The 26,647-nt window shown below is 68.5% G+C and carries 19 protein-coding genes and 1 CRISPR repeat array; of the genes, 6 read left to right on the top strand and 13 right to left on the bottom strand.

Annotation, left to right across the window (positions count from 1 at the left end):
• Nucleotides 1-2 precede the first annotated feature (2 nt).
• From ACZ5T9_RS06160 to ACZ5T9_RS06150, 3 genes are all read right to left on the bottom strand, one after another.
• Nucleotides 3-1,151, bottom strand: coding sequence for a pseudouridine-5'-phosphate glycosidase (locus tag ACZ5T9_RS06160; RefSeq protein WP_464832230.1), 1,149 nt, complete (start codon nucleotides 1,149-1,151; stop codon nucleotides 3-5).
• Complete coding sequence (locus ACZ5T9_RS06155; protein WP_464832229.1) at nucleotides 1,148-2,494, bottom strand: XdhC family protein; 1,347 nt, start codon at nucleotides 2,492-2,494, stop codon at nucleotides 1,148-1,150. The genes ACZ5T9_RS06160 and ACZ5T9_RS06155 overlap by 4 nt, the downstream gene beginning before the upstream one ends.
• 138 nt (nucleotides 2,495-2,632) lie before the next feature.
• Nucleotides 2,633-3,520, bottom strand: coding sequence for an AAA family ATPase (locus ACZ5T9_RS06150; RefSeq protein WP_006903571.1), 888 nt, complete (start codon nucleotides 3,518-3,520; stop codon nucleotides 2,633-2,635).
• Nucleotides 3,521-3,746: 226 nt separating this feature from the next.
• Here ACZ5T9_RS06150 and ACZ5T9_RS06145 point away from each other — a divergent pair, with 226 nt between their 5' ends.
• The 6 genes from ACZ5T9_RS06145 (at nucleotide 3,747) to ACZ5T9_RS06120 (ending at nucleotide 12,397) form a co-directional block, all read left to right on the top strand.
• A complete protein-coding gene (locus ACZ5T9_RS06145) occupies nucleotides 3,747-5,000 on the top strand; it encodes an ROK family transcriptional regulator (RefSeq protein WP_135225720.1) in 1,254 nt (417 codons plus the stop codon).
• A gap of 129 nt (nucleotides 5,001-5,129) precedes the next feature.
• Entirely contained in the window at nucleotides 5,130-6,482 is a 1,353-nt protein-coding gene (locus ACZ5T9_RS06140; RefSeq protein WP_464832228.1) for an ABC transporter substrate-binding protein, read from the top strand.
• Between the two features lie 74 nt (nucleotides 6,483-6,556).
• Nucleotides 6,557-7,660: a carbohydrate ABC transporter permease gene (locus ACZ5T9_RS06135; protein WP_464832227.1), complete on the top strand. Its 1,104-nt coding sequence runs from the start codon at nucleotides 6,557-6,559 to the stop codon at nucleotides 7,658-7,660.
• Nucleotides 7,548-8,402: a carbohydrate ABC transporter permease gene (locus ACZ5T9_RS06130; protein ID WP_464832226.1), complete on the top strand. Its 855-nt coding sequence runs from the start codon at nucleotides 7,548-7,550 to the stop codon at nucleotides 8,400-8,402. Before ACZ5T9_RS06135 ends, ACZ5T9_RS06130 begins: the two co-directional genes overlap by 113 nt.
• Before the next feature lie 38 nt (nucleotides 8,403-8,440).
• Nucleotides 8,441-9,595, top strand: a complete 1,155-nt coding sequence (locus tag ACZ5T9_RS06125; protein ID WP_464832225.1) for a glycoside hydrolase family 130 protein — start codon at nucleotides 8,441-8,443, stop codon at nucleotides 9,593-9,595.
• A 15-nt stretch (nucleotides 9,596-9,610) separates the two neighbouring features.
• A complete protein-coding gene (locus ACZ5T9_RS06120; protein ID WP_464832224.1) occupies nucleotides 9,611-12,397 on the top strand; it encodes a beta-galactosidase trimerization domain-containing protein in 2,787 nt (928 codons plus the stop codon).
• Between the two features lie 31 nt (nucleotides 12,398-12,428).
• Here ACZ5T9_RS06120 and ACZ5T9_RS06115 read toward each other — a convergent pair whose 3' ends face one another.
• From ACZ5T9_RS06115 to cas6, 10 genes are all read right to left on the bottom strand, one after another.
• Nucleotides 12,429-14,411: a vWA domain-containing protein gene (locus tag ACZ5T9_RS06115; RefSeq protein ID WP_464832223.1), complete on the bottom strand. Its 1,983-nt coding sequence runs from the start codon at nucleotides 14,409-14,411 to the stop codon at nucleotides 12,429-12,431.
• A 342-nt stretch (nucleotides 14,412-14,753) separates the two neighbouring features.
• Nucleotides 14,754-15,781: direct repeats of the CRISPR family, unit length 30 nt; unit sequence GTTTGTAGGGTACCTATGAGGGATCGAAAC.
• A gap of 133 nt (nucleotides 15,782-15,914) precedes the next feature.
• Nucleotides 15,915-16,358, bottom strand: a complete 444-nt coding sequence (locus tag ACZ5T9_RS06110) for an ATP-binding protein (protein ID WP_464832222.1) — start codon at nucleotides 16,356-16,358, stop codon at nucleotides 15,915-15,917.
• Between the two features lie 129 nt (nucleotides 16,359-16,487).
• Nucleotides 16,488-16,766, bottom strand: a complete 279-nt coding sequence (gene cas2 / locus ACZ5T9_RS06105) for a CRISPR-associated endonuclease Cas2 (RefSeq protein ID WP_464832221.1) — start codon at nucleotides 16,764-16,766, stop codon at nucleotides 16,488-16,490.
• Between the two features lie 94 nt (nucleotides 16,767-16,860).
• A complete protein-coding gene (gene cas1b / locus ACZ5T9_RS06100) occupies nucleotides 16,861-17,853 on the bottom strand; it encodes a type I-B CRISPR-associated endonuclease Cas1b (RefSeq protein WP_464832220.1) in 993 nt (330 codons plus the stop codon).
• 26 nt (nucleotides 17,854-17,879) lie between these two features.
• Nucleotides 17,880-18,458, bottom strand: a complete 579-nt coding sequence (gene cas4, locus ACZ5T9_RS06095; protein ID WP_464832219.1) for a CRISPR-associated protein Cas4 — start codon at nucleotides 18,456-18,458, stop codon at nucleotides 17,880-17,882.
• Nucleotides 18,459-18,634: 176 nt separating this feature from the next.
• A complete protein-coding gene (locus tag ACZ5T9_RS06090; RefSeq protein WP_464832218.1) occupies nucleotides 18,635-21,337 on the bottom strand; it encodes a DEAD/DEAH box helicase in 2,703 nt (900 codons plus the stop codon).
• 44 nt (nucleotides 21,338-21,381) lie between these two features.
• Nucleotides 21,382-22,104, bottom strand: coding sequence for a CRISPR-associated protein Cas5 (cas5, locus tag ACZ5T9_RS06085; RefSeq protein ID WP_464832217.1), 723 nt, complete (start codon nucleotides 22,102-22,104; stop codon nucleotides 21,382-21,384).
• 11 nt (nucleotides 22,105-22,115) lie between these two features.
• On the bottom strand, nucleotides 22,116-23,054 hold the full coding sequence (locus tag ACZ5T9_RS06080; RefSeq protein ID WP_464832216.1) for a CRISPR-associated protein: 939 nt from the start codon (nucleotides 23,052-23,054) through the stop codon (nucleotides 22,116-22,118).
• A 49-nt stretch (nucleotides 23,055-23,103) separates the two neighbouring features.
• The gene (locus ACZ5T9_RS06075) at nucleotides 23,104-25,206 is read right to left on the bottom strand and encodes a hypothetical protein (RefSeq protein ID WP_464832215.1); all 2,103 of its coding nucleotides are present in this window, start codon (nucleotides 25,204-25,206) and stop codon (nucleotides 23,104-23,106) included.
• A complete protein-coding gene (gene cas6 / locus ACZ5T9_RS06070; protein WP_464832214.1) occupies nucleotides 25,196-26,458 on the bottom strand; it encodes a CRISPR-associated endoribonuclease Cas6 in 1,263 nt (420 codons plus the stop codon). The genes ACZ5T9_RS06075 and cas6 overlap by 11 nt, the downstream gene beginning before the upstream one ends.
• Nucleotides 26,459-26,647 lie beyond the last annotated feature (189 nt).

The raw sequence follows: 26,647 nt of genomic DNA, 5'->3' as shown, positions 1-26,647 counted from the left end.
GCTCACCGCAGCGCCGGGCGCCCTCCCCGCCCCCGGGCGGCCGGTTCTTCCGGCCCGGGGCCGGCCGGGAGGGGCGGCAGCCCGCACAGGCTGCGGGCGATGGCTGCGCCCAGCCGGGCATTGTTCAGCACCAGGGCCCGGTTGGCGGCCACCGTCCGCCCCCCGCTCAGGGCGTGAAGCCGGGCCAGCAGGAAGGGCGTGACCGCCTTGCCCTTGACCCCCTCGGCCGCCAGGTCGGCCTCGGCCTGGGCCAGCCACCGGTTGAACTCCGCCTCGTCCACGGCGTCGGCGGGGGGAATGGGATTGGCCACCACCACGGCACCCGGGAGCCCAAGAGCCCGCCGGGCCCGTAGCACCGCCGCCGCATCGTCCGGGGAGTCGATGCGGGCGTCCACGGGCAACCCCGTCGAGCGCAGGTAGAAGCCCGGAAACTCGCTGGTCCCGTAGCCCAGCACCGTGACGCCGTGGGTTTCCAGGTACTCCAGGGTCGCCGCCACGTCCAGCACCGTCTTGGCCCCCGCCGACACCACCACCAGGGACAGCCGGGCCAGGGCCGGCAGGTCGGCCGAGATGTCCAGGGTCTGTCCCCAGCCGCGGTGGACCCCGCCCAGGCCGCCCGTGACGAACACGTCGATGCCCGCCCAGGCCGCCACCTGGGCCGTCGACGCGACGGTGGTGGCGGCGCTGCGCCCAAGGGCGCACAGCACCGGCAAGTCCCGGATGGACGCCTTGGGCAGGTCGGGGCTCCGGGCCACCCGCTCCAGTTCCGCCCGGTTCAACCCCACCCGCAGGCAGCCGTCGAGGATCGCCACCGTGGCCGGGACCGCACCCGCCCGCCGTACCTCCTCTTCCACCGCCAGGGCCATCTCCAGGTTGTCAGGATAGGGAAAACCGTGGGCGATGATGGTCGACTCCAGGGCCACCACCGGCCGGCCCCGGCTGAGCGCCTCCCGCACCTCGTCCCCCAGGTGGAACCGGGGCGGTGGGGAACCCGGGGGAAACCCGCCCTGGAGCCCGGTGCGAGTCCCGCTCCGGAAAGGGGCGGGTGGCGCCGCGGGTCCGGCCGGGGCCACCGGGCCGCCGGGACCCTCCTCTCGTGCCGGGGACGCCCCGGCCTGGGACGGGGTCTGGGACCGGGTCTGGGACGTCATCCTCGCGCTCGCTCCTCCTCGGCCCGGGGGTGAATGGGGCCCGGCCGGTCGCGGAGGAACCCGCCCTTCCGGCCGTACCGCACCGCCTGCACCTCCGCCAGCAGGCTGCAGGCGATCTCCTCGGGCGTCTCGCCCCCGGTGTCAAGCCCCACGGGGGCATGGATCCGGGCCAGTTGTTCTTCCGCCGGCTCGATCCCGCGCCGGCGAAGTTCGTCAAAAAGCCGCTCCGCCCGGTGGCGGGGGCCCAGAAGGCCAATATACCGCACCGGGCTGTTCAGAACGGCCTCGAGAAAGCCCGCGTCCTGCAAAAAGTTATGGGTCATGATGACCACGAAGGTGCGGTCGTCCAGGGTGACGTGGCGCCGCAAGTCCTCGGGGTGGGTGCGCACCACCCGCCGTGCCCGGGGGAACCTGTCGTGCCGGGCGAAGGCCGGCCGGCTGTCCGCCACCACCACGTCGTAGCCCAGGGGCGCCGCCGCCTCCACCACGGGCACCGCGTCGTGCCCGGCCCCGCAGACCAGGAGGACCGGCGGCGGCAGCACGACCTCGATGAAGAACTCGCCCTCCCCGGGCACGGCCAGGGTGCCCGTGCGGCCGGCGGCCAGCCACTGGCGGGCCGCGGCGGCGCAGTGGGCGTCCCGCTCCGGCGAGCCCAGGGAGCCTTCGCTGCCACCGCCCGCCCACACCACCAGCTGCCGGCGGGGGACGAACCGGCCGGCCCCGCCCCCTGCCGGGCGGCCGGTCCCGCGGGCCCCCGCCGCGCCGGTCTCCGTCCCGCCCTCCGCCGCCGTCCCGGGCAGCGGAGCTCCCGGGGCAGCGCCGGCACCGGCCCCGGGGGAGACGCCGTCCCCCTCGCCCGGCCACGCCGTCGCGCAGCCGGCCACCACCCCGCTCGCGTCCGAACGGCCCGGGGTGCCCGCTGCCGGCTCGGCCCCCGCCGGGTCCCGGGGCTCCAGGGGCGGCAGGGGCACCACCACGGCCAGGCGATGCCCCTGCTCCCGCCAGCGGAGCACCTGCCCGTGCCCGGGGTGCAGCGGCTCGACCAGCACGTCGACCGCCCCGTTGCAGCCCAGACCCAGGCCCCAGACGGCATCGTCGTCGGCCGTCATATCGTACCCGACCCGCCGGGGTCGCCCCGTGGCGATGACCTCCGCCGCCACGGCCAAGACGTCGCCCTCCAGGCAGCCGCCGCTCAGGCTGCCCACCGGCTCGCCCGCAGCGGGGATCCACATCCGGGCCCCTTCCCGCCGGTAGGTGGACCCCCGCGCCCGGGTGATGATCGCCACCGCACCCGCCCGGCCCTCCTCCAGGGCCGCCAGGATGGCTGCCGTCACCGCCTCCATGGTTCCACCCCTCTCCCGGACTCTCCCGAACGCCCTCGCGTACCACGCTCCGTACCCACCGCGCCGCCCGGCATCGCCCCCGGCGCCGGGAACCGGTGCTCACCCGGCGCCGGCCCCCACAGCGCCCTCAACGCGGGCCTAGGGCTCGCCCCGCACCGAGGCCAGGATCTTCTGCAGCTCCCCCCGGCCCAGCCGCTCCACGTCTTCCACGTGCTTGAGGACGCAGCCCAGGGTCGCCTCCACCGTCTCCTCGTCCAGCTCGTCCCGGTGCAGGGCCACCAGCGCCCGGGCCCAGTCCAGGGTCTCGGCCACCCCCGGCGGCTTGTTCAACCCGAGGGTGCGGAGCCGCTGGATGAACCGCACGATCTGCTCGGCCAGCCGCCGGTTGATGCCGGGTAGGCGGGCCTCCACGATCCGCGTCTCCTTGGCGAAGTCGGGATAGCCGATCCACAGGTACAGGCAGCGCCGCCGCAACGCCTCCGACAACTCCCGCACCCGGTTGGAGGTGAGGACGACAAAGGGCCGGTGCCGCGCCCGGATCGTGCCCAGCTCGGGAATGGTGACCTGGAAGTCGGCCAGCACCTCCAGCAGGAAGGCTTCGAACTCCTCGTCGGCCCGGTCGACCTCGTCGATGAGGAGCACCGGCGCCCGGTCTTCCCGGGTGATGGCGTCGAGCAGCGGCCGCTTGAGCAGAAACTCCGGGGAGAAGATCTCGGCCTCCCGCTCGGCCGCGTCCCGCCGGTCCCCCTCCTGCATCCGGATCCGCAACAGCTGGCGCGGGTAGTTCCACTCGTACAGGGCGGAGGCAGCGTCGAGCCCTTCGTAGCACTGCAGGCGAATCAGATCGGTCTCGAGGACGTCGGCCATCACCCGGGCGATCTCCGTCTTGCCCACGCCGGCATGCCCCTCGATGAGGAGAGGCTTCTCCAGCCGGATCGCCAGGTGGATCGCCGTGGCGATGGACCGGTCGCCGATGTAGCCCCGTTCCTCCAGCCGGGTCAGGATGTCCTGAACGGCCTCGTGCACCCCCGTGTCCCTCCCGCAGCCGGGGCTCCGCACCCCGTGCTCCGTTGCGTTGCGTCAGGAAAGGCCATTCGCCGCCGGCCAGCCGATTCCCCCCCAGTCCGGCGGCTCCCACGGCCCTCCGGGCGCCGGCTGGGGTCTTGGGGAGCCGGGGCCGGCAGGAAACGGGGCCGGTTCCAACTAAGTTATTTACTGTTAGCAATTATCTTGGGAGGTCCGCCACCGCACCATGAAGCGCCGGCCCCCACAGCAGGGCAAGGGCAAGGGCTTGGCCGCACCTTCCGGCCGGCCCCAGCTGCTGCGGCTCCACAACCGCACCCTGATCCTTTCCCTGCTCCGCCAGCAGCCGCTGTCCCGGGCCGAACTGTCCCGCCGGGCCGGACTGGCCTTGCCCACCGTATCCCGGCTGGTCGATCAGCTGATCCGCGACGGGCTGGTGGAGGAAGGCCAGAAGCAGGCCACGGGCGGGCGCCACGCCACCCGGCTGCACCTGCGGGCGGAGGCCGGGTTCGTCCTGGGTGCCGAGCTGGGCCGGGACCAGATCTCCGTGGTGCTCAGCGACCTGCAGGGCGGCGTCCGTGCCCAGGCCGGCCAGCCGCGGGGCGAGACGGCCGAGCACGACGTGGCCCGGCTGGCCACCATGGCCGGCGGCCTGTTGAAGGAGGCCGGGGTGGATCCCCGGCGCCTGGTGGGCATCGGGGTGGGTGTGCCCGGCCCGCTGGACGCCAGTGCCGGCACGGTGATCCAGCCGCCCAACTTCCGCGGCTGGTCCTACGTGCCCTTGCGGGACCTGCTCCGGGAGCGGTTCCGGGTGCCGGTCTGGATCGAAAACGACGCCAATGCCGGTGCCCTGGCCGAACACGTCCTCGGCTATCCCCAGAGCCGCAACCTGGCCTTCGTCCTGGCCGACGCGGGCGTCGGCGCGGGCCTGGTGCTGGAGGGCCAGCTGTACCGCGGGGCCGGCGGCGCCGGCGAGCTGGGCCACTGCCCGGTGCAGCTGGGCGGCCCGCCCTGTCCCTGCGGCCGGCGGGGCTGTGTGGAGGCCATCGCCTCCACCGATGCCATGCTGGAACGCTTCGCCGCCCTCCGGCACCAGCCTGCCGGCCCGGCGCCCGCCGGTTTCGACGACCTCCTGGCGGCCGAGGCGGCGGGAGACCCCCTGGCTCGCCAGGTGCTGGCCCGGGGCGGGCGAGCCCTGGGCGCCGGTCTGGCCATCCTGGCGAACCTGGTGAGCCCCGAAGTGGTGGTCCTGGGAGGCCGGTCCATCCGCAGCCCGTCCTTCCTCCAGGCGGCCCGCCGGGAGCTGGGGCGCCGCCGGTTCGGCACGGGGGAGGTGAAGCTGGCCACCACCCAGCTGGGTCGAACCAGCGTGGCCCGCGGGGCCGCGCTGCTGGCGCTGCAGGGTCTCTTCCAGTCGCCCTTCACCATGGGTGCTGAGGCGCTGCCCCCCTCGGGGCCGGTGCCCCAGGGGGCCGGGGGCTAAGCGAAGAGGCAACTCGCCCTTTCGGGATGGGCTGCTGCGACGATGCGGCAGGCAATCCCCCGGAGGGGGGTCCCGTCCAGACCAACTCCGCCCGGAGCCGGAACCGGGCGGGAAAAAGGGGGAGCTACGGTGAATCTCGTCACCTGGTTCAAGCAGCGGGCACTGGGCCGCTGGGCCCGAACCCTGACCGTGCTGCTCGCCACGGCCGTGCTGGCCACCGGCTGCTCGCTCCCGTCCGCCGGTGGCGGCCAGCCCTCCGGTTCGACCGGCAGCAGCGAGCCGGCCGCCGGCGGGTCCGGCGGCGAGAAGGTGGCCATCCGCCTGGCCACCTGGGCCCATGCCGAGGAAGCCAAGGAGCTGCAGGCCATCCTGGACCGGATCAACGCCGAGAGCGACCGCTGGCAGATCGTCCACGAGCCCATCCCCAGCGACTACGCCACCAAGATCCAGACCATGCTGGCGGGCAACACCGCCCCCGATCTCTTCTGGCTGGCCCAGGAAGACGTGATCCCCTTTGCCGCCACCGGCGTCCTGCTCAAGCTGGATGAGCACCTCCAGGGCGATTCCCGGCCGGCGGCCAACCTGAGCGACTACTTCGAGCCCATCCTGGGCGCCTTCACCCATGAGGGCGGGGTCTACGGCCTGCCCTGGATCGCCCAGCCCGTGGTCCTGTACTACAACAAGGCGCTCTTTGACGAGGCCGGCGTGCCGTATCCGGACGAGACCTGGACGTGGGACACCTTCAAGGAGGCCGCGGCCAAGCTGACCCGCGACACCAACGGGGACGGCAAGGCCGACGTCTACGGGTTCACGATGAACGGCTGGCCGCCCTTCGCCATGTTCGTCTGGCAGGCCGGCGGCGACATCGTCGGCGAGGACGGCCGCACGGCCCCCATCGACTCGCCGGAGGCCCTGGAGGCGGCCCGGTTCTACCAGGAACTGATCTACAACCCCAAGTACGCGGTGCCCGAGGAGGTCATCGCGGAGCAGGGCTTCGCGGACATGTTCAAGGCCGGCAAGGTGGCCATGTTCATGGGCGGCGCCTCCGACGACCTGGACCGCGTGCCCAACCTGGACGTGGGCGTGGCGCCCGTGCCCAGCGGGCCCGCAGGCCGCGTGACCTTCGCCTGGACGGCGGCCACGGTGGTCAACGCCCGCTCGCCCCACGTAGAGGAGGCGGTCGACGCGCTGGTCGAGCTGACCGAGGGCATCCACCACTGGAAGATCGTGGCCCCGCGGAAGTCCCTGGCCACCCGGGAGCACCTGCTGGCTTCGGAGCCGCGCAAGGAGAAGGCCGCCGATGTGATCCTCCAGTCCCTGGAGTTCATGCGGCCGCTGCGCATCGTGCCGCAGTACAAGGCCTTCGACCAGGCCCTCTGGGAACAGTACCTGGATCCTTTGTTCCACAAGCAGGGGAAGCCGGAGGAACTGGCCCCCAAGGTGCGGCCCGAGCTGGAGAAGATCCTGCAGCAGTCGTCGTGAGCGCGTAGCCCGGCGGGGGCGGGGGCTCGGGGGTACCGGCCCCCGCCCGCCCTGCCGGAAAGGAGGGGGTGGCGGTGTGGTCCTGGTACGCGGACGCCCTGCGGGACTACGTGGCCACGGTGGTCCTGCTGGGCGCGCTCATGCTCCTGGTGTACGCGGGCTTGCGGGCCCTGGGGCGTAGCCGTGACACGGCCCTGGGCTGGACCTTCGTCCTGCCCTGGCTGGCCGGTTTCCTGGCCTTCCAGCTCTTTCCCTTCGTCGCCTCGCTCTACCTGGCCTTCACCGACTACGACGTGCTCACGCCTCCCCGCTGGGTCGGCCTGGCCAACTTCGCCCGCCTGCTGGACGATCCCAAGTTCGCGGCGTCCCTGAAGTTCACGGCCCTCTATGCGCTCTTCAGCGTGCCCCTGGGGATCGCGGGGTCGCTGGCCTGTGCCCTGCTGCTCAACCGCAACATCAAGGGCGTGGGGTTCTGGCGCACGCTGTATTACGTCCCCGCCGTGATTCCCGCCGTCGCCACCGCGGTGCTCTGGCGCTGGCTGCTCTCTACCGACGGGCTGGTCAACGCGGTGCTGGGGCCGGCCTACGCGCTGCTGGGCATGGAGAAGCCCCGCTGGTTCCTCGACCCGGAGACCATCCTGCCGGGGTTCGTGCTGATGAGCCTGTGGGGCGTCTTCGGCGCCAACACGGTGATCCTGCTGGCCGGCTTGAAGAACATCCCGCGGGAGCTCTACGATGCCGCGGCGGTGGACGGCGCCACGGGCTGGGGCCGGTTCCGCCACGTCACCCTGCCTATGCTCAGCCCGACCCTGTTCTACGTGCTGGTCACCGGGCTGATCGGCGCCTTGCAGATGTTCACCCAGGCGTTCTTCATCGAGACGCCGCGCTCCACCGTCACCTTCCTGCAGGTTTACATCTACCAGGAGGCCTTCGGACTCCGGCACATGGGCTACGCCTCGGCCATGGCCTGGGCCTTCCTGCTGGTGATCCTGGGGTTGACGCTGCTGGTGTTCCGCTCGTCGCCCCTTTGGGTGTATTACGAGAGCGAGGTGCGAGGTGAGGACCGTGCCGCGCGAGGTGCAAAGGCGCCTGGCCGACGCCTTGACGTATTTCGTGCTGGCCTTCGGCGGCGCCTTCGTGCTGGTGCCCCTGCTGTGGATGATCAGCACGTCGCTTAAGGGCCGGGACCAGCTCTACGTCTACCCGCCGCAGTGGATCCCCTCGCCGGTGCGGTGGGAGAACTACGTGGAGGTCTGGACGACCCTGCCCTTTGCCCGGTTCTTCCTGAACAGCCTGTTCATCACCATCCTGGCCACGGTGGCCGAGGTGGCCAGCGTGGCGGTGGTCGCCTACGGCTTTGCACGTTTCAACTTCCGCGGGCGGCACTTCCTGTTCATGTTGATGCTGAGCACCATGATGCTGCCCAGCGTCATCGGGATGATCCCCACCTTCCTCATCTGGCGCGAGCTGGGGCGGCTCGACACCTTCACCCCCCTGACGGCACCCGCCTGGTTCGCCTGGGGGCCGGCCAGCGTCTTCATGCTGCGCCAGTTCCTCCTGAGCCTGCCCCGGGATTTCGAAGACGCGGCGGTGCTGGACGGGGCCGGGCCCCTGCAGGTGCTGCGGCACGTGGTGCTGCCCATGGTGCGGCCGGCCTTGCTGGTGATCGCGCTGCTGGCCTTCCAGGGCAACTGGACCAACTTCATGGCGCCGCTGCTGTACCTGAACACGCCGGACAAGTTCCCGGTCACCCTGGGCCTCAAGTTCCTGGAGACGTCGCTGGGGCCGGGCAGCGAGGCGCCCATGTGGAACCTGATGATGGTCGTCTCGCTGCTGGTGGCGCTGCCGATCCTGGTGCTCTACGCCCTGGCCCAGCGGGCCTTCATCGAAGGGATCCGGCTGGGCGGGACCAAGGGCTGAGGGCTGAGGGCTGATATTCCCGAAAGGAGTTGTAGCGGTTGCTTCGCGTCCTCGATCCGCAGCACGCCAGGGCCTATCTTCTGGGGCCCTTTGCGAAACACCCCGGGAACCCCATCCTGGGTCCCCAGGGCACCACCTGGGAGGCCAAGGACGTCTTCAACCCTGCCGCGGTGGTCAAAGACGGGCGGGTGTACATGCTCTACCGGGCCGAGGACCACACGGGCCCCGGCCAGTGGAACGGGACGTCCCGCATCGGCCTGGCCGTCAGCGACGACGGGATTCACTTCGAGCGCTACCCCGACCCGGTGCTGGAACCCACGGAACCGTACGAGCTGCCCGGCGGCTGCGAGGACCCGCGGATCACGTGCATCGACGGGCGGTTCTTCCTGACCTACACGGCCTACGACGGCACCTCCGCGCGGCTTTGCCTGGCCACCTCGGACGACCTGGTGCGCTGGGAAAAGCACGGCGTGCTGTTCCCCGAATGGGACGGGGGAACGGGCCGCATCTGGTCCAAGTCCGGGGCCATCTGCCCGGTGAAGATCGACGGCCGCTACGTGATGTACTTCGGGGACACCTCCATCTGGATCGCCACCTCGGAAGACGGCCTGCGCTGGCAGCCGGAACCCGAGCCGGTTCTTCAGGTCCGCACGGCCGGCGACGCCTTTGACACCCTGCTGGTCGAACCCGGCCCCTCGCCCCTGGTCACGGACCGGGGCATCCTGCTGATCTACAACGCCGCCCACCGCCTGGCGGACGCCCCGCGGGTCCGCCGCCGCGTCCAGGCCGCCATGGCCGGGAACGGGGCCGGCGGCCCGGCGACGGAGCTCGAGGGAGAGAACCCGGTCGCCGTGGGCCAGCCTGCCGCCGGCCGGGCGCCCGGCGCGGAGCAGCCTGCCGCCGCGGGCCAACCGGCCGTCCCGGGCGAGCCCCCCGCCTACGGGGGACCCGCGGGCTCGGGCTATGTACGCTACGCCGCGGGGCAGGCGCTGTTCGACCTGAAGGATCCGCGCAAGCTGATCTGGCGGTCGGAGATCCCCTTCTTTGAACCCGAAACGCCCGAGGAGATCCGCGGCCAGGTGGACCACGTGGTCTTCGTCGAAGGCCTGGTCGAGCACCACGGCACCTGGTTTTTGTACTACGGGATGGCCGATTCCCGCATCGGCGTCGCCACCTACCGGCCCCAATCCTGACATGAGGTGAAGCCATTGGCCAGCGAGATCCTATCGCCGATTCAGGGCGCGGCCCCCCAGCCGGGGGCCGCGCTGGGTGCCGGCATACGGCCCGGCGCCCCGGCCCGGCCGGCCTCGTCCTTCTGGCTGGGCGTCAACTACTGGGCCAGCGGCCAGGGGGTGGCCATGTGGCAAGACTGGCAGCCTGAGGCCATCGCCGCCGAACTCCGGGCTCTGGCCGCAGCCGGCTGCCGGGTGGTCCGGTTCTTCCTCAGGTGGGTCCACTTCCAGCCTGAAGAGGATCGCGTGGACCCCACCGCCCTGGCCCGGCTCAAGGCCTTTTGCGACCTGGCCCATGGGGTCGGCCTGGCCGTCATCCCCACCTTTTTCACCGGCCACATGAGCGGAGAGAACTGGGACGTGCCGTGGCGGCGGGGTCGCTGCCCCTACACCGACCCGGCCATGCTGCGGGCCCAGGTGCGCCTGATCCGGGCCGTGGCCGAGACCATCGGGCACCACCCCGCGCTGCTGGCCTGGGACCTGGCCAACGAGCCGGACATCTTCGCCCGGCCGCCCTCGCCCGACGCCGGCTGGCTGTGGTGCCGGCTGCTCTACCGGGAGCTGAAGTCCGTGACCCCGGGGGTTCCCGTGACCCTGGGGATCCACGTGGCCTCCCTTGTGGACGACTGCGGCTTCCGGCCTGCCGACGTGGCCGAAGCGGCGGACTTCCTCTGCATGCACCTCTACCCCATCTACTCGCCCTGGTGCCCCGATCCCGTGGGGACGATCCGGCCCAACCTGCTGGTGCCCTTCGGCGACCGCCTGGTGGCCGCCATGGGGCAACGGCCGGCCCTGGCCGAGGAGTTCGGCGGGACGACCCTGATGATGTCGCCCGCCCGTCACGGCCGTTACGTCAGCGCCGTGCTGGGCAGCCTGCTCCTCCACGGCAGCATGGGGGCCGTCGCCTGGTGCGGCCTGGATTTCCGCTGCCAGGAAGACCTGCCCTACGACAGCACGCCCTACGAGGTGGCCTTCGGGATCCTGGACGATGAGGGCCGGCCCAAGCCTGCCGGCGAGGCTTTCGGCCGCTTCGCCCGGCTGCTGGAGCGGCTGCCCGGGGGACTGGTGCCTGCCCCGCGCCCCGCGGCCATCCTGCTGCCCGAGCGCTATTACGAGAACCAGGACCCCGACATCACGCCGGAGCGCAACTTCGCCGTGCTGTTCAACGCCTTCGTCCTGGCCCGGCGGGCCGGCCTGCCCGTGGACCTGGTGCGCCCCGACGCCGACTGGACCGGTTACAGGCTCCTGATCGTCCCCTGCCTGCCCCGGCGCAACAGCCTGTCCAACCGGACGTGGAACCGGCTGCGCCGCTGGGTGGAGCAGGGCGGCACCCTCTACCTCTCCTACGACGGGGCCGCCCTGCCCGGGATGGAGGCCGTCTTCGGCATCCGCATCGAGGACGCTTACCCGCGGGAAGCCGTTCACGGGCCGGGCCCGTGGGATCTGGTCCTGGACCTCGACCTGCGGCCGGAGCCGCAGAGCGGCCCGGAGACGCGGTGCGGCCCGGGGCCGCGTGGCGGTCCGGAGCCGCAGACCAGCGGCAAAAGCAGCCGGGACGGTGCCGCATTGGGGACACTGGCGCACTCCGGCCTGCAGCCTGTGGTCCGCCTGATCCCCGCGCCCCGGCCTGCCCCCCGCAAAAGGCTGGTGGCCTCGCCCGCCGGCGCCCGCGTAGCCGGTTGGATCCGCCCGGCCCCCGCCACCGGCACAGGCCCAGCGGGTCCGGTCCACCCTCCGGCCGCCGCGGCCCACGGCGGTCACCCCACAGGGCCCCTGGAGGAACCGGCCGTGTTCGTCCACCGGTACGGGCGGGGATGGGCGGTGCTGGTCACCGACCCCCTGGAATGGATCCTGGCGTGCACGCCCGGCGCCTATGGGAGCCAGGCCCACGGGAGCAGCGCCTGCGGGAGCGGCGCCTTCGGGAGCAGCGCCTACGGGAGCAGCGCCTGCGGAGTCGGCGCCAGCGGGAGCGGTGGCGAACACCACGGGCCCGAACCACACCGCGGGTACGGGAGAAGCCAGGATGGCCCCGGCAGCAAGGGGGGCGCAGGACCCGAGGGCGAAGCGCGGGCTGAAGCACCCGCAAGCTCTTCCGGCCTCGCCACCGCCGGCCGCACCCGACCGGAACAGGTGTACCGGCTGGCCGCCCGCCTGGCCGGCATCGTCCCTGAATGGGAGGCCGACCACCCGGATGTGGAGGTGGGGGTTCTGGTCCAGGGCGCGCCGGGCCAGCCCTTGACCGGCGGACTCGAGCCGGGCAGCCGGGCCACCGGAACCGTTCCCGAAAGCCTGCCCGTCACCGGGCCCGCCCGCTATCTCGTGGTGGTCAGCCACCACCCGCAACCCGTGAGCGTGGTCCTGTCAGGGCTGGCACCTGCCCGGCTGGTCGACGCCGAAACCGGCGCCACCCTCTACGCCCGCGCCGAAACCGCTCCACAGCGTGGTGCGATACATACGAACGGCCGAAGGCCCGTACCAGCCCCCTGGCCCCGCGCCGCCGTTCCCGACCCTGGTGCCAGGCCGGCTCCCGGCACCAACTGGGCCGCGGAGGCCCCTCCGGCGGGCGCAGGTGCTCCCCACCCCTGGAGCCATGGCGCGAGCCATGGCGAGGCGGGGCGCTGGCAAACGCCCCCCGTGCGGCTGGAACCGGGCAGCTGGCGGGTGTTTCGCATCGAAGACCTGGACCAGGAGATCCCCCGTGGCGATGACCCGCCTTGTCAATCGTCCAATCCAGATGTTGCGATCCAGGTTCATCACCGCTGACAGCCAGGGCCGAAGGTGCTGAACAGCCCGCTCACCGGTGACGGACACCCCGGCCGAACCCCCGGCCGGAGCCGGGGCCGGCACCGGCGCCCGTCCGGGACAGATACCGGCGGGCGCCGGGCCGGTTCCTCCGGTGAAGCTGGCGGAAGGTCGAAGGATGCCGCCGCAACCACAAGGCCAGTTCAACCAGGCTTTGCAGGCTGTGGGCCGGCGCCAGGACATCGATGTGGGGAAGGGCCACCTGCATGCCCCGGGCCAGCGGTTCGTAGCGAGGATCTCCCGCCAGGGGGTTCATCCAGACCACGGCCCGCACCCGGCGGCGGCACCAGCGCAAGGCCCGGTCCAGCAGGTCCAGGTTGCCCCGGTCGAGCCCGTCGCTGATGACCAGCAGCACGGTGTCGGTGTCGAGCAAATATGCGTACCGCTGCGCCAGGACCCAGAGTCCCTCGCCGAGCCGGGTTCCGCCGGACCAGTCCACGGTCACCACAGCGGCCCGGGCCATGGCGATCTCCGGCCGCGGGGTGCGCAGGACAGGCGTCAGCCGGGTCAGCCGCGTGCCGAGGGCGAAGGTTTCAACCCGCCCGCCCTGCTGCTGCAGGCCGTGAAGGAAGTGCAGGAAGAGCTGGCTGTAGACGTCCATCGACCCGGACACGTCCAGGACGGCGACGAGGCGCAGCTGGCCGGGACGCCGGCGCCGGCGGGGCCAGCGGAACAGGTCGCCCGCCTTGCGGGCCGCCTCCCTGAGGGCACGGCGGCCATCGATGGGGCCCTTCCGTGCCCGGACGAACCGGCGAGACGGGCGCGTGGCCAGCCAGCGCCCCAGCTCGCGGGCCGCGGCCATGACCAGGCGGCGGCTGGCGTCGTCCAGCAAATGGACGTCGCGGCGAGTGAGGACCGCCAAGGGGCTGTAGCCGCCGGGGCTTCCTCCTGCCCGTGCCCGCCAGGCGAGGCTGCTGGCTGGCGCGTCCTCTGACCCGGGGCTGCCTCCCTGGCCGCCGGGTCCCTGGCCGCTCGGCCCCTGGCCGCCCGGCGCCTCGCCTCCCGCACCCGCAGCCGAGGGGTCGTGCCCGCCCGCATCCCGCTGGCCCGGGCCCCGGCTGGGCTCATGCCCTGCGGTGTGCGGGTCATCCGGATTCGGGCTGCCTGCGCCTTGAGCTCCCGAACCCCAGCCGCCGCCGGGGGTATCGGGGCCGGGACCGGTGGCGTCACCGCGGGCACCCGGGGCACCGTCCGGCCCCCCCAGGGACACGGTGCCCGCCGGCGAGAGCAGGACCATGATGAGGTAATCCGCCAGCTCGGCCGGATCGACCACGAGGTTCGTGCCGTAGGATTCGTGTCGATCGCCGGGCTGGCGGGGAAGGGCGGTGATGTCGGGCACTCCGGGGTCCACCCCGGCCAGGCTGGGGTCATGCACGGGGAAACCTGCCGGCCCGTACGGGGAACCCAGGCCGGGGATGGAGCCGGGGCCGGCGGCGGCCATTGCCTCGCTGGGCGAGGCTGCGGTGGCGGCGGGTGCACCTGCGGAGGATGCGGCAGCGGCATCTGCGCTGGCGGCATCGACGCTGGCGGCAGCAGCGCCGGCCGAGGCCGCGTTGGCGTTGGCGGCGCCGGCCAAGTCCGCAACTGACGGCGGAGCTCCGGTCGGCGGCTCACCATCACCCGCCCCCCAGGGACCACCAGCGGGATCGCCCGGATACCCTGAAGGGCCTGAATCCGCCACCGGGCCTGCCTGGCCCGGGCGCCGGCGGGCCAGCCATTCGGGAACCCGCCGGTTCACCGGTTCACCCCAGAAGAAGGCATCCAGCGCCCGCTCCAAGACAGCCAGGTGCTCGGGCCGGCGGGCCAGGATCACCCGCAAGGCCGCTCGCACTTCCGCCGGATCCTCAAGGTCCACGTGCTCGAGCGCAGCGAGGACGTTGACCGCGTCGGCCGGACTTGTGGGAACTCCCGCGGCCCGCAAGCGACGCACCAGGTGGATCACGTGGTCCCGCAAGGTCTTGGCCGGCGCCTCCAAGGGATCATCCCCCCCGCGATGTTTTCGGCGCTCTTTTCGGTGCTGGTCCGTAGGATCGGCTTTTCATGCAGCTGTTTCCGGTTGTTCGCGCAGCCGCGCCCGTAGGCGTCTCTGTAACCGTTGCCGCAGTCAGTGTCCACCTACCCTAATGTTTTCTGTCGACCTCCGAATTCCCCCAAACCCCCGGAGGTCGACAGCAGGACCCACGTTTTTCCACCCCTTGGCCAGCAAGGCTTTGTCGCCTATTTGCATACATGAGGACCCAGTTGACCATTTTCTGGATCGACAGCACTGCCGTCGGTGAAGCCAAGAAGGACAAGGCTTCGGCGGGGCGAATGACGGGTTTGTAGGGTACCTATGAGGGATCGAAACCTACGCCCGCCACCCGGTCGCCTTCGTGCGGCACGTACGTTTGTAGGGTACCTATGAGGGATCGAAACGGCACGTCTCCTGACCGGAGACGTCCTATTCCCAGTTTGTAGGGTACCTATGAGGGATCGAAACAGTGGTGCGCCCCTGTGGGCCGTCCAGCTGAGCCAGGTTTGTAGGGTACCTATGAGGGATCGAAACCGGCGTCCTGCACGGCGTCGGGGCCGACACGGCGGTGTTTGTAGGGGTACCTATGAGGGATCGAAACGGTAGATCTCCGGATGCTCCTTGCGCAGCCGTGCGGTGTCGAGTTTGTAGGGTACCTATGAGGGATCGAAACAGATCACGCCGCTGGGCAAGGGATGGTTCTGCATCGTTTGTAGGGTACCTATGAGGGATCGAAACTTCCTCATCCTGCGAGACAGGATATTCGCCATAACCGTTTGTAGGGTACCTATGAGGGATCGAAACAATTTCGTCGTGGCCGGGCGCCGGATGCGGGCCAGGAGTTTGTAGGGTACCTATGAGGGATCGAAACGCGGCGGGGTTGAGGCATGGCGAGGAGGTCGGCGGCGTTTGTAGGGTACCTATGAGGGATCGAAACCGCCGACATGATGGCCACCCGGTCGCGCCGGGTCGGTTTGTAGGGTACCTATGAGGGATCGAAACCGGTCGCTGCCGGAGCGTGTCAGCGGCATCCTTTCGGTTTGTAGGGTACCTATGAGGGATCGAAACCCGTCATAGGTCAGGTTCGTCGTCTTGACCACTGTAGTTTGTAGGGTACCTATGAGGGATCGAAACGCCATAGCCATCCTCCCGTGGTACACTGGGGACAGAGTTTGTAGGGTACCTATGAGGGATCGAAACGGCCGAAACGTGGACGTGTAGCCCGGCGTCGTCGGGGAGTTTGTAGGGTACCTATGAGGGATCGAAACCCCACGCCGTGGCCGGATCGGACGGCGACGTTGCGGGTTTGTAGGGTACCTATGAGGGATCGAAACCAACATCGAGCACCCCACCATCGGCGTGACAGGCTCGTTTGTAGGGTACCTATGAGGTGTGCGTGCTAATCGAAAACTTGACCACCGTGCTAACCTAATTGTTGACCACCCCGGTGTCGGATTTAGAGGTTCGTCAGCCGGAGACGCCCTCCTTTCGCAGGCGCTGCTGGCTTTCGCGGAACCGGTAGGACTCGCCGTTGAACAGCAGCACATGGGACCGGTGGGTGAGCCGGTCGAGCAAGGCCGAGGTCAAGGCGGCGTCGCCAAAGACCTCGACCCAACGCGAGAATTCCAGGTAGGTCGTGATGAGCAGGCTGCCGCGCTCATAGCGGTGCGCGCAGAACTGGAACAGCAGCGGGCCCGCGGGACCCAGCCCCAGGTACCCCAGTTCGTCCAGAATCACCAGATCAAAGCGATCCCATGTCTTCAGGGCCTTGGGCAGGCGGGCCTCGTCGTGGGCCTGGAGCAGCTCTTGTCCCAGGGCCACGGCCGTGGTGAACCGGACCCGCCAGCCTGCATGGATGGCGGCCACGCCGAGGGCGTATGGGTCTTCTCCGTGCCCGGCGGGCGCAGGCAAACCACGTTCTCCCAGGCCGGACGGCCGCGGTCGGCCACAGCCATGGTCTCCATGCCAGTGCTCGGAAGCAAGAGTCATGATGTCCATCCCAACGCAGGGATCCGGGCGGGCACAAGGCAGGAAACGTGCCTAAAGAATATGATCTTCACCACCCTTCCGAATCCCCAATCGTTGCTGACGACTATACCGGAGGGTTTCAAATATATACGCCAGGATGCTGTCATGCTCCTTATCAACAATTTGTTCTAGACGTTTCCACAATATTTTAAACTTGGCTTCCGATATCTCACCTTCGAACACGGAGTTCTGTACCCAGGACAAATACTCCCGGCAGGTCTTAAGTACCTTTGCCACACGCTTAACGTGAACATCATATACAATGATTACAAACACCTGAAATCCACCCACCCTCCGCGCATCCCCACCAACTCCATCAATCCGCTATCACGACGACTCACCGGTACTCTTCAACTCACCGCTCGCTCACACTTCCAACTCTAAATCACCATTCGCTCACAAAGGGTTCGTATACGCCATCACCCGTCACATGCCTCTGGACCTTGTACACTTCTAGGCGAATCAAGCGTCGATAAGAAACCTGGCGGCGAAGCTTGCGTACCTTGATCGTGGTCCTGAGGCGCTTTTCATACTCCTCCACAATCACCTTTAAGGCTGACTCGCTTAAAAAGATGCCGCCTGCCTGATGGCGGAAATCAGCGGGCCTGATCATGCGTCGCCCAATAAGCGTAAAGATCAGCCGATCCACAATAATCGGTTTAAAGATTTCGGCAATATCCAGATTCAAAGAAAACCTGCGGAAGTTGGTTTCATGGAGATAGCCGATTCTTGGATCAAGGTGGGTTTTGTAAATATCAGACAAGACGGTAGTATACAAGAGGGAGTTTAAAAAGCTCAAAAGGGCGTTCGTTCGGTTCTCTGGTGGCCTTTTTGAGCGCTGCCCAAATTGAAAATCCGGATGGTCGATAATCTTATCCCAAGCGCCAAAGTAGGCCACGCGGGCATTTCCCTCCACGGCCATGAGCTCGGGAATCGATCGGGGCCGATCAAGCTGGCTTTCCAAAGTCTCCAAAGCGTTGACACTGGATTCAATGTGGGTTCCACGTCGGTTATAGTATCCGAGGACCTTCTGCATATTTCGAATGCTCCCACTCACAAACAACCTGGCCAGCTTGAGTCTTTCCCCCAAATCAAGGTATGCAGCGGCCTGCTTCAGAATAATATAGCCGGAGTTGTAATGTTCTCGGGGGTAAAACGTTCCCATATAATAGCCATGGTGACTAAAATAGTGCAATAGGATTTCATGCTGCGACAGGAACTCCAGCAGGCGTTTGTTGAACTCCACCTCGCCAAACACCATGATGTCCCGCACGGCCTCCACGGGGACGAAGCGGGTCCCACTGGCTGTTTCCAGGCCGAGGGTGTTTCCCTTGCGTACCAGCTTCCCCTTGGAAAAGAGGTACAGGGTTCGTTCCAAACCTGCGTCCTCCTCTTTCTGGTCCTTCAGGTCCAGCAATACTCCGCATATGCACACCTCGCACACCAGGAAATGCGTTTCGGCGGTGGCGGCGCGGGTTGTTCCACGAGGTCCTGGAGATCGCGTCGCACCTGCAAGACTTTGCGGCGGAGAGCATCGTCCAGCCGGACCCGCTCCCGCTTTTTCTGCTCCGGGAAATGCAGTTCTCCCTCGGTTCGGACGCCGTGTTCTTCCAACGTAAGGAGATAATGGGCCAACTGGAGCCGGGCACTGTCGCGGAACCGGTCGGATTTCTTCACTTCGACAACCACCACGTGCCCGTTCTCCTGGACCACCAGATCAAGCCGGTTGCCGGCGATCAGCACCTCCCGTTGAGACTTCCTTGGCGCCGCCGTATTCCGGTACCACTGGTGTAGGAAACGCCCGTAGACGATGTTGGGATCATCTTCGTCCGGTAAAATGGCGTGGGCCATAAGCCAGGCTTGCCGGCGGCAGATACTGTAATACCAAACCAGCGTGCCCCCGATCTGCCGCGGTTCCGGGGGTGTGGCCAGCCTGTCCAGGGTTTCTGGTGCATTGTTCAGCGGTTCTGCTACTTCGCTCATCGGTTCAGCTCCCTTCCCCGCCCGTGGCCCCGGATCGCCTGTGGTGGGGCTTACCTGTGGGTTCGCCGGCTGTTGGTCCCGGTGCGATGTCGGTCCCGGTGCGGCCGCGCTCCCAGGGTTGGGTGATTGGCCGCCACGGACCAGAGGATATTACCATGGCTAGGGACCCACGGCGCTTACCAGATGTCAACCGCCACCCCAGCAACGCCATCTTCGCCCGCGGTCACCTGACGCCACCTTCCAAACCCTGTATCTAGGTCGTAGGCTTGCAGATCGACGAGACAGAGGATTCGCCGGCCGGGGTGAGGGCTGGCCACCTGGTGAGCAAGGGAGAAGGGCACCGCGACAACGTAACGCTCCAGCAATCCGAGAAACCGGCGCCGCTCGCCCTGGCGCCGGCTGGATAGCCAACCAGGGCGTACGTAAAGCTGGTACAGGTCCTTTAGCGAAGCGACCCCCCAGCTGTCCAGCACAGCCCGGTCGTCGCAGGTCAACAGGTCATCGATGGGCACGAAAACCGGTATGCGCGGAGGCCCCTCATCGAAGGGCAATAGCCCGCCCAGGGCCGACCAGGTCCCGGTCGCCGCCTCGGATAGAGGTCCCCAGGCGTCGCTACCCGGCTTGCGCTCCCACCACCGCCGGTAATACTCCTCCACTGCCCGGTCCAGCTGGCGTTCCTTCCACACCTGCCCGGGGCGGAGCAGGGCATCGGTTTCATCCCGGGCGATGGGGTCGCGATAGACCCAGGGCCTGCTGTCTTTCCCGTCGGCCCGGATAAAGTCGAAGACCACCACCTGGGCGGGCTGGCGTAAGCCATGGCGGTTTGCACGTCCCGCCGCCTGAACCACCGAGGGCATCACGGGCCGGGCCCGGTAGAGGCGGTCAAAATCCAGGTCGACCCCGGCCTCGAGGGCCTGGGTTGCAACAACGATGGGGGCCCCTTTGGGTGCTCGCACGCGTTTCGCGCAACCCTGGAGGCGGGCACCGTCGTTCCAACGGCCGCAGCCAGGGCGGAGAGAACGATCCGAATCGCCGTCCTCCGTTCCGTTGGTTGGCCCGTCCGGTGCTACCGCTTTGCCCTCGAGGGCGCGGCGGATGGCCTCAACCTGCCTCGCCTTGTGGGCCGGGACCATCAGACCGTGGACCAGGAGCACACCGCCTGTGGCGGTATGACCCGTTGTGGCATTCTGGCCGAGCGCTGCGAGGTGTTGCCGCACAGCTTCATACACGCTCTGGGCATCGGCGATGGTGTTAAGAATGGCCGCCACCCGCAGACCCGCGGCGGCTTCGGCCACTAGGCGCCGGGCCAGGGTCTCGGGGTCCCAGCCCGGGTTACCTGAACCGTTTTCCTCCCGGCTGTGGTCGACCACCCGAAGCACATAGCGGCTCGGCAGCTGCACGGGTACGGACAGATCCACCGGCGTCACGTGCCGCGGTGGCCAGGGTGGCATGGTGGCCGTCATGATGAGGACCTGCATATGCCACGCCTCGCAGGCTGCCGCCAGCATCTCGGCCAGGAGCGCCCAGCTCCCTGGGTCCATGATCTGAGGCTCATCAAGGATCACGAAGGCGTCCCGCAAGGCCGGGATGCGCAACGTGTGCTGGGCGCGCCGTGGAAATAGGGCCCGGAAGAATTGGTGAAAGGTCACGGCCACCACAGGCGCCTGCCAGCTCTCCAGAACCAGGAAGGCCCGTTCTTCGTCCGTTGGGACGGCATCGGGGCCCGCCTCGTCGCCCGGCTCTGGGCCGGCAGGGTGTGTCTCGGGCACGGCCAGGTGGTGGTGGATCAGGACAGGCAACCCCGTATGGCGCCGGAACTGCTCGGCAGCCTGTTCGACCACCGTCAGGTACGGCCCCACGTAGACGATCCGCTTCCGCTCACCCCGCTGGCACCCTTCGAGAGCCACCCGGAAGGCTGTCAAGGTCTTGCCGCTGCCCGTGGGAAGAATCAGCACGTACAGCGGGGCGTGGGGCTGCCTCTGGAAGCCCTCCAGGACGGCCTTCTGCAACCGGCGGCGCTCACCGCCAATTCCCCGGGTGGCCCCGGACCCGGTGGTATCACCGTCGGCCGAACCCGCAGCACCCAGGGACGCTTCGAGCCGTTCGATGGCAGCCGCCGCCTCACCAGGCAGCAGCGCTTCGGGTTCGATCCCGGCTACCGAAAACCGGTCGGCCTGGATCAGCCGCGCCGTATGGTGGCGAAGGAGGCGCCGGACCTCCAGCGATGCGGTTTGTCTGCGGCGTTGCAGGCGGACGACCGCCCGCCCCCATGCACCCCGAGCCAGATCGACCCAGCGCCCCCATTCGGCACCGTCGCGAGGCCATCGGCCGGCGGCGATGGGGAGATTGGCCGCCCGCACGAGCCGGAGGAGTCCCTCCACGTCCATCTCGGCCAGTACGCCAGGGGTCCATAAAGCCTGCCATGGGGTGTCGGTCTCCAGGTCCGCCAGCGTTCCATGGTGATCCGCGATGTCCCGCGTCAACGCCAGCAGCCGGTCGACGGCCAGCGTGGCCGAAGGGGTGACGGTTCTGCCGGCACCCGCCTGCACGCCGGAGCCCCGGTTCCACTGAAGAACCAGCGCAGCGAACAGGGCGGATCCGACGAAGGCGTGGGGGCCCACGGGTCCCCTGCGCTGGGGATCCAGTAGCCGTTCCTGCCAGCTGCGACGTGCTTTGCCGGCATCGTGCAGCAGGCCCGCCAGATAGAGGAGTTGGTCGTCCACGGAGCCCTGCGGATCGCCCGCGCGGCGGGCCACTTCGGCCAGGTGATCGACCAGGGGGTAGGCGCGGCCCCCCTCGGGAGGCCGCGCCACACACCTTTCAAGAGGTATCCAGCCTCGCGCCGTGTTCATCTCCTGGCGGGCACCTCCGCCTGCCACCCTTCCCGTGGACTCCGCACCCGAACCGGAGCCACTCGGCCGCGCTACCAGAGACAAACCAGCCCATCCGAGCAGCGCACCCAGCGTACGGGAGGATCGTAGGGCCCCAGGGCCGGTCGGAACCGCAAGCTGCCCCCGTTGGGCTCGTAGAGGAAGCTCATCGAGCGCCGGAAACGCCGGCCACCTAGGTGGGTGTGCAGGACACCGCCGACCCGGGCGTAGACCCGTCCGGGAACGGGTTCAACGGCCTCGACGCAATGCGCAGGTACCACTGCGGGCGACTCCACAACGGCGGCACCCGCCACCTCGGAGGCCCTTTCCAGTTCCTCGGCTTGCTCCACTGTCACAAACCGCGGCACCGTCAAGGCAAAGGCGGAGCCGAGGTATGTCGGGTAGACGCTTTGCCGGTTGCGGATGCGTTCCGCCAGGTCATCGGCGTCAGGCCCAGCGTAGTAGACCCGGTAGGCGGGCTCCACCACCAGCTCGATGGCCGTCGGCCGGTTGAAACTATCGCTCCCGCCCAGCCATCCCTTTCCGAGCAAGGACAGTTCCTGGGAGCGGGTACGAATCGGGCGCAAGCACCGGACGCCCGTCCAGGCTTCCCGGGTGGTCCACTCGGGCAGCCCCAGTATGGCCCCCAACATGCCCCGTAAGGCGGTGCGGGTCGGAAAGGGATAGGTGGCATGAGTCACGGCGGTGTCCGGGCGCCGGTAATGGGCGATGGACCCGGCGACATCAAACACCAGCAACGGCAAGGACCGTGCCATGATCACCCCACCTACATGGCGGGCTGGGGCTCGCCGCCCAGTTCCCGCAGTGCTGCATCGCCCTGCAACCGGAAGGCCGGGTTCAGCCAGTAGCGGACCCGGGCAATGCGGTCATGAAATTCTAGCAGGCGCTGGCCGAGAGCCTGGACATCCAGGCTCACCTCGGCTACCGACGTGGGTCGCGACGGCTGGAGCCAGGCCTCCCGGCCCGGTTCCAGCCGAACCAGGCGGTCCAGGTCGCCGATGCGGAAGAAGGGATCCTGGTATTCCACGTGGAGCAGGAAGAGCGGCTCCTGAATGCCACGGCCCCGGGCCTGGCGGAACCGGGTTCCCTTCCAAAGGCCCTCCAGCACCAGGTCGACATCCTCACTGGACAATCCGGTCTCCTTCGCTAGGGTTGCGTTGATGATCCCATGCATGGCAAAGACGGCGAAAGGAACGATGTAAGTGGTCCAGATGGTGCCCTGTTCCTTGCCGCGGTCGTCCTCAGACGCCATGACCACCGTTCCCTGTACGTACCGGCTCTCCACGGGATGCAGGGAGTGGGCCCAGGCGAACTGCACCGGGCCGGTGAGGTGGAAGGACACATCCCGGACAGAGTAGACGACACCGAAGGCCCGGACGTCGAAGGCCTTGCGCGGCAACTCGGCCCGGGCCTCACCAGGGTTGATCCCGAGGACCTGTTCCGCCAGAGCCTTGCGCCCCAGCAGCTTCCCGTCGGCCGACCGGGCCTCCCGGACGTAGATATGGCGGGTACCGTCACCCCCATCTGGATACCGGGCCAGCACGTAATCCCGTACGTCCCGCTTGATGCTGACGTCCGAAAGGCTGATGCGCCCGTCCTCCTCGTCGAACAGCCGGCGCGCATCGCTATCGTTGAGCGGATCCCGGTTGGGAATACCGTCCTTCACCGACTTGACGAAGAGCAGTTCCCCGCTTCGAACGGCCATGGCTTCTCCTCCCCGCTTAGAACTCGATCTTTGTTCACTTCAGAACCCGTCATGCGGTCGCGCCGGAAGCCTCGTCCTCCAGCTCCCCGTCATACTCCCCGTTCTCGCTGCCAGCGCCCGGGCGGTTGGCATCCGCCAGGAGGTAGCCGGCCCAGAAGCCGGCCAGGAACCGGTCTGGCTGCGCCTGAATCTCACGGCGGGCCTGCTGCGCCTTGACCAGAAGCACACCGTTCAGGTGACGGAAACGCTCCGACAGGGCCATATTGAGGCGGGCAGCGTACTCGGGGAACCGGGTCAGAGCCCGTGTAATGATGGCCTCCGGCGTCAGGTTGGTGCCAAAGGTCATCACCCGGTGTTTGAGAAACTCCTTCCCCCGAGTGGCAGCATAATACTGCCGGGAGAACTGCCGGGTCAGGTCGCCAATGGCGAAGCCCAGTTCCTCGACATCCTGCAAGTCCAGTTCGTGCGGAGGAATGGACCGCAGCTCAGCCTGCAACTCCTGCCAGGGACGAATAGCAAACACCTCCCCTGCCGGCCACTGGCCGGCAATGTCGCGGTGATAGCGCTGCCAGAAGTCGCGAAACACCACGTAGAGGCGAACCTCAGCCTGCATGCGGTACATGGCCTGGCGGTCACCCAGCCGGTGAGCCAGCTCCGTCAGGCGAAGCGCCAGGTTGCGTACGAAGCGCCGGTAAGAGACGGGCCGCCGACGCAGTACGGACTCCATGCCCTGCCAGACGTAACCGGGGCCGTAGGCATTGATCAGTAGCGAAGGAAGGGAGCGGAGCCGCCGGAGGGCTTCATCGGCGAAGCGGTGGCCTCCCCGGATCAGCTCCTCGTGGGTGCTGACCACTTCATGCAGAACATCGCGCATCTCCGACGCCACCGCAGGGACGACATCCTCGATCATTGCCCGCAGGTGGATATCACCCCGTTCCGGCGCACCGCTGAAGTAGACCAGCGTGATGCGATAGTGGTCGGTAAAGAAGTCGTCGGCCACAGCAAACTCGAAACCGGCGACGGACTCCAGGTGCCGGGTCCAGCCGGCCTCCCCGGTCCGCATGTACATGAACCCCGTGCAAAACTGCTCCACCGCCTCAGGATCCCGGAGGATGCTGTCGGCCAGAGGGAGAACAAAACCCGTTCCATAAATGGTCCCGGGCATCCGCCCGCGCTCGGCCATCTCTCGGCCGCCGGGGCTGTCGGCGGGCGCGAACAGCTCCCGCGTGAGCCACATGGGCAGCGGTCGAGTCAACGCGTTGAAGACCTGAGCGCCCTGGGTCAGGGCTGCGTAGCAATCGGTGCAAAGGGCGGCACCCTCCACCAGTTCGTCCTTGGCAAGGGTCTCCGGAAAGGGGGCCTCCCACGTTGGTGCAAACCACGGCCAGGCCTTGGAGTAGATCGAGACCACATCGCCTTCCCGGTGACAAAGGGTGCACGGACCCTGCATCTGACCCAGGGTCGCCCCTTCCTCCGCCTTGGCCGCCCACACCAGGGGCACCAGGGCAGGCAGGTAAGCCACCACCCGGCGGCCGGGATATAACCGACTCGACCCCAGTTCCACTAGGGTGGTCGGGTCGGCAACCGGGCCCTCGACGTAGCGATAGGGTCCTTCGCCGGTGACGGGCAGTATCAAAAGGAGCCCCATAACCTTACGTCCCTTGCCGGCCTTGCCGAGGGAGGCACCGGTCACCATGGCCGCAGCAGCCCTGGCGATGCTTCCGACTGCGGCATCGGAACGGTGCAGGGTCCTTTCCCACCGGCCCTGAATGAAGCGTTCCACCGCACCCCCGTCGTGAAAGGTTGCCAGGTCGCCTTCGTAAATGATGTAGGCCGGGACAGGGTAGCGACCCTGGGCGTGGCGAGGGTTCCCACCCCGGGGCACTGTAAAAGGGGCGGCGACCGCGATATCCAGTTTCGTTTCGGCGACCTCGCCTTTGCCCTGGACGCGCCGGGAGGTCCAGTCCAGGATGGGCCACGCCGCAATGGGCTTATCAGGGTGGCTCTCATCAACTTCCACGATGATGACGTTGCAGAAGAAACCCACAGCCTGTGGGCTGCCCACGTCGGTGACGTCCAGGAGGGTCTCCCGGGCCGCCGCACTTTGGCCCAGAAACGGGCGCCCCAGCCGGACGAGGTTCTCAATCAGCACCCTCTTCCACCTCCTTGGCCACGGCCACCTCCGCCGCCGATGCGGTCTCCACACCGTTGCGGAAGGCGGGTACAGGCTGCCCGGTAGCGCGGCCATTCCCCTGGTACGGAGCCTGAGACCGCGGGGGCAGGAGGTCACACAACCCGAACCCCTGGGCGTTCTTCGAACCGAAGCCGGCTTCCAGGCCGAGGGCGATCAGGGCCGGGTCGCCCGTTACCTCGAAGGTGCCGGTATAGCCCTTGATGATCCCGTGGCGAAATCGGGCGACATGGCCGCGGGCTGTGCCCCGCCAGAGGATCTGAATACCTGGCCCCTGGTAGGTGCGCCCGGTGAAGGCCTCCCACTTGCGAACCAGGTTCTCGGCCACCAGCCGCTCGAACTCCCCGCTGCGCGGCTCGAAGAAGTACGTGAAGCGGCTGCCGTCGGGCCGGTTCACGGTGCTGTACACGGTGATGGGCGTCCGCGCCCGCAGGGTGACGGGCGGGGTGATGGAAGGCAGCTCTTCAAAGCGAACCGACTCGATTTCCACCAGCTGGCTGCCAAGCCGGAGCGTACCCAGCTGCAGGGCCCGGGAGGCCAGGGCATGGGCCACCGGAGCAAAGGGCGAGCTCACCGTGAGGCGGACGCTCCCGGCAAAGCGGATCACCTTGCTGCCGGTGGACCCGCTGGGGCCGTTGCCGTTGCTGAGGCCGGTGCCGTTGTTGGGGCCGTGGCCCTTGTCGGGGCCGCTGCTGCCGCCGGTGCCGCCCGTGATGTTGACGCCACTGGAGCCGGTGCCGGAGGTGCCGGAGGCACCGCTGGTGCCGCTGGCACCGTCGAGGCCCGTGCTGGCCGCACTGCCGGTTCCGCTGGCGAGGCCAGCCTCACCGGTTTCGCCGGCAATGCCGCCACCGCTGGCATGGGTTGTGCCGGAGGTTCCGGCCGAACCGGGGATGCCAGCGGTGCCGCTGGCGCCGGTGGTACCGCTCGCCTCGCCCTTGCGGTTCGGGCTGCCGTCCGAGCCCCGGCCGCCACGGGTTCCATGCCCAGCGGGCCCTCCGGGCGACCGCTCGATGGTGTACAGCCCCTCCAGCCGGGAGAAGGTGAACATCTTGTACCGGCGGGCACCGCGGGTAAAACCCTGGTCATGGAGGAACCCCGCCACATCGGTGCCTTCGAGAAGGTGGTAGACCAGCCCCTGGAGTAGACCGTTGTACTGTAGCGGCAAAACCAGCTGGCCCGAAACCGGTCGCAACTCCATGATGACCCGCACGGATGACTCCCCCCTGCTCCCCCCACTGGGGACATCAGTCGCCTGCCCCTCGTCCTTCCGCTCCTTGGGCCCGTGCCCAGCGGCCCCCGCCGGTAAGCCCCGTGGCGCACCGCCTCACCGCTCCGCGCCGGCCCCGACGCCCCGTTGGTCCGGCCGGGCTCGGTACCAAACCGCTGCCCGCCACCCCCT

The organism is Thermaerobacter nagasakiensis (assembly GCF_055396825.1).
The sequence above is the reverse complement of the archived record's forward strand: the minus strand, read 5'-3'. Positions and strand labels throughout refer to the sequence as shown.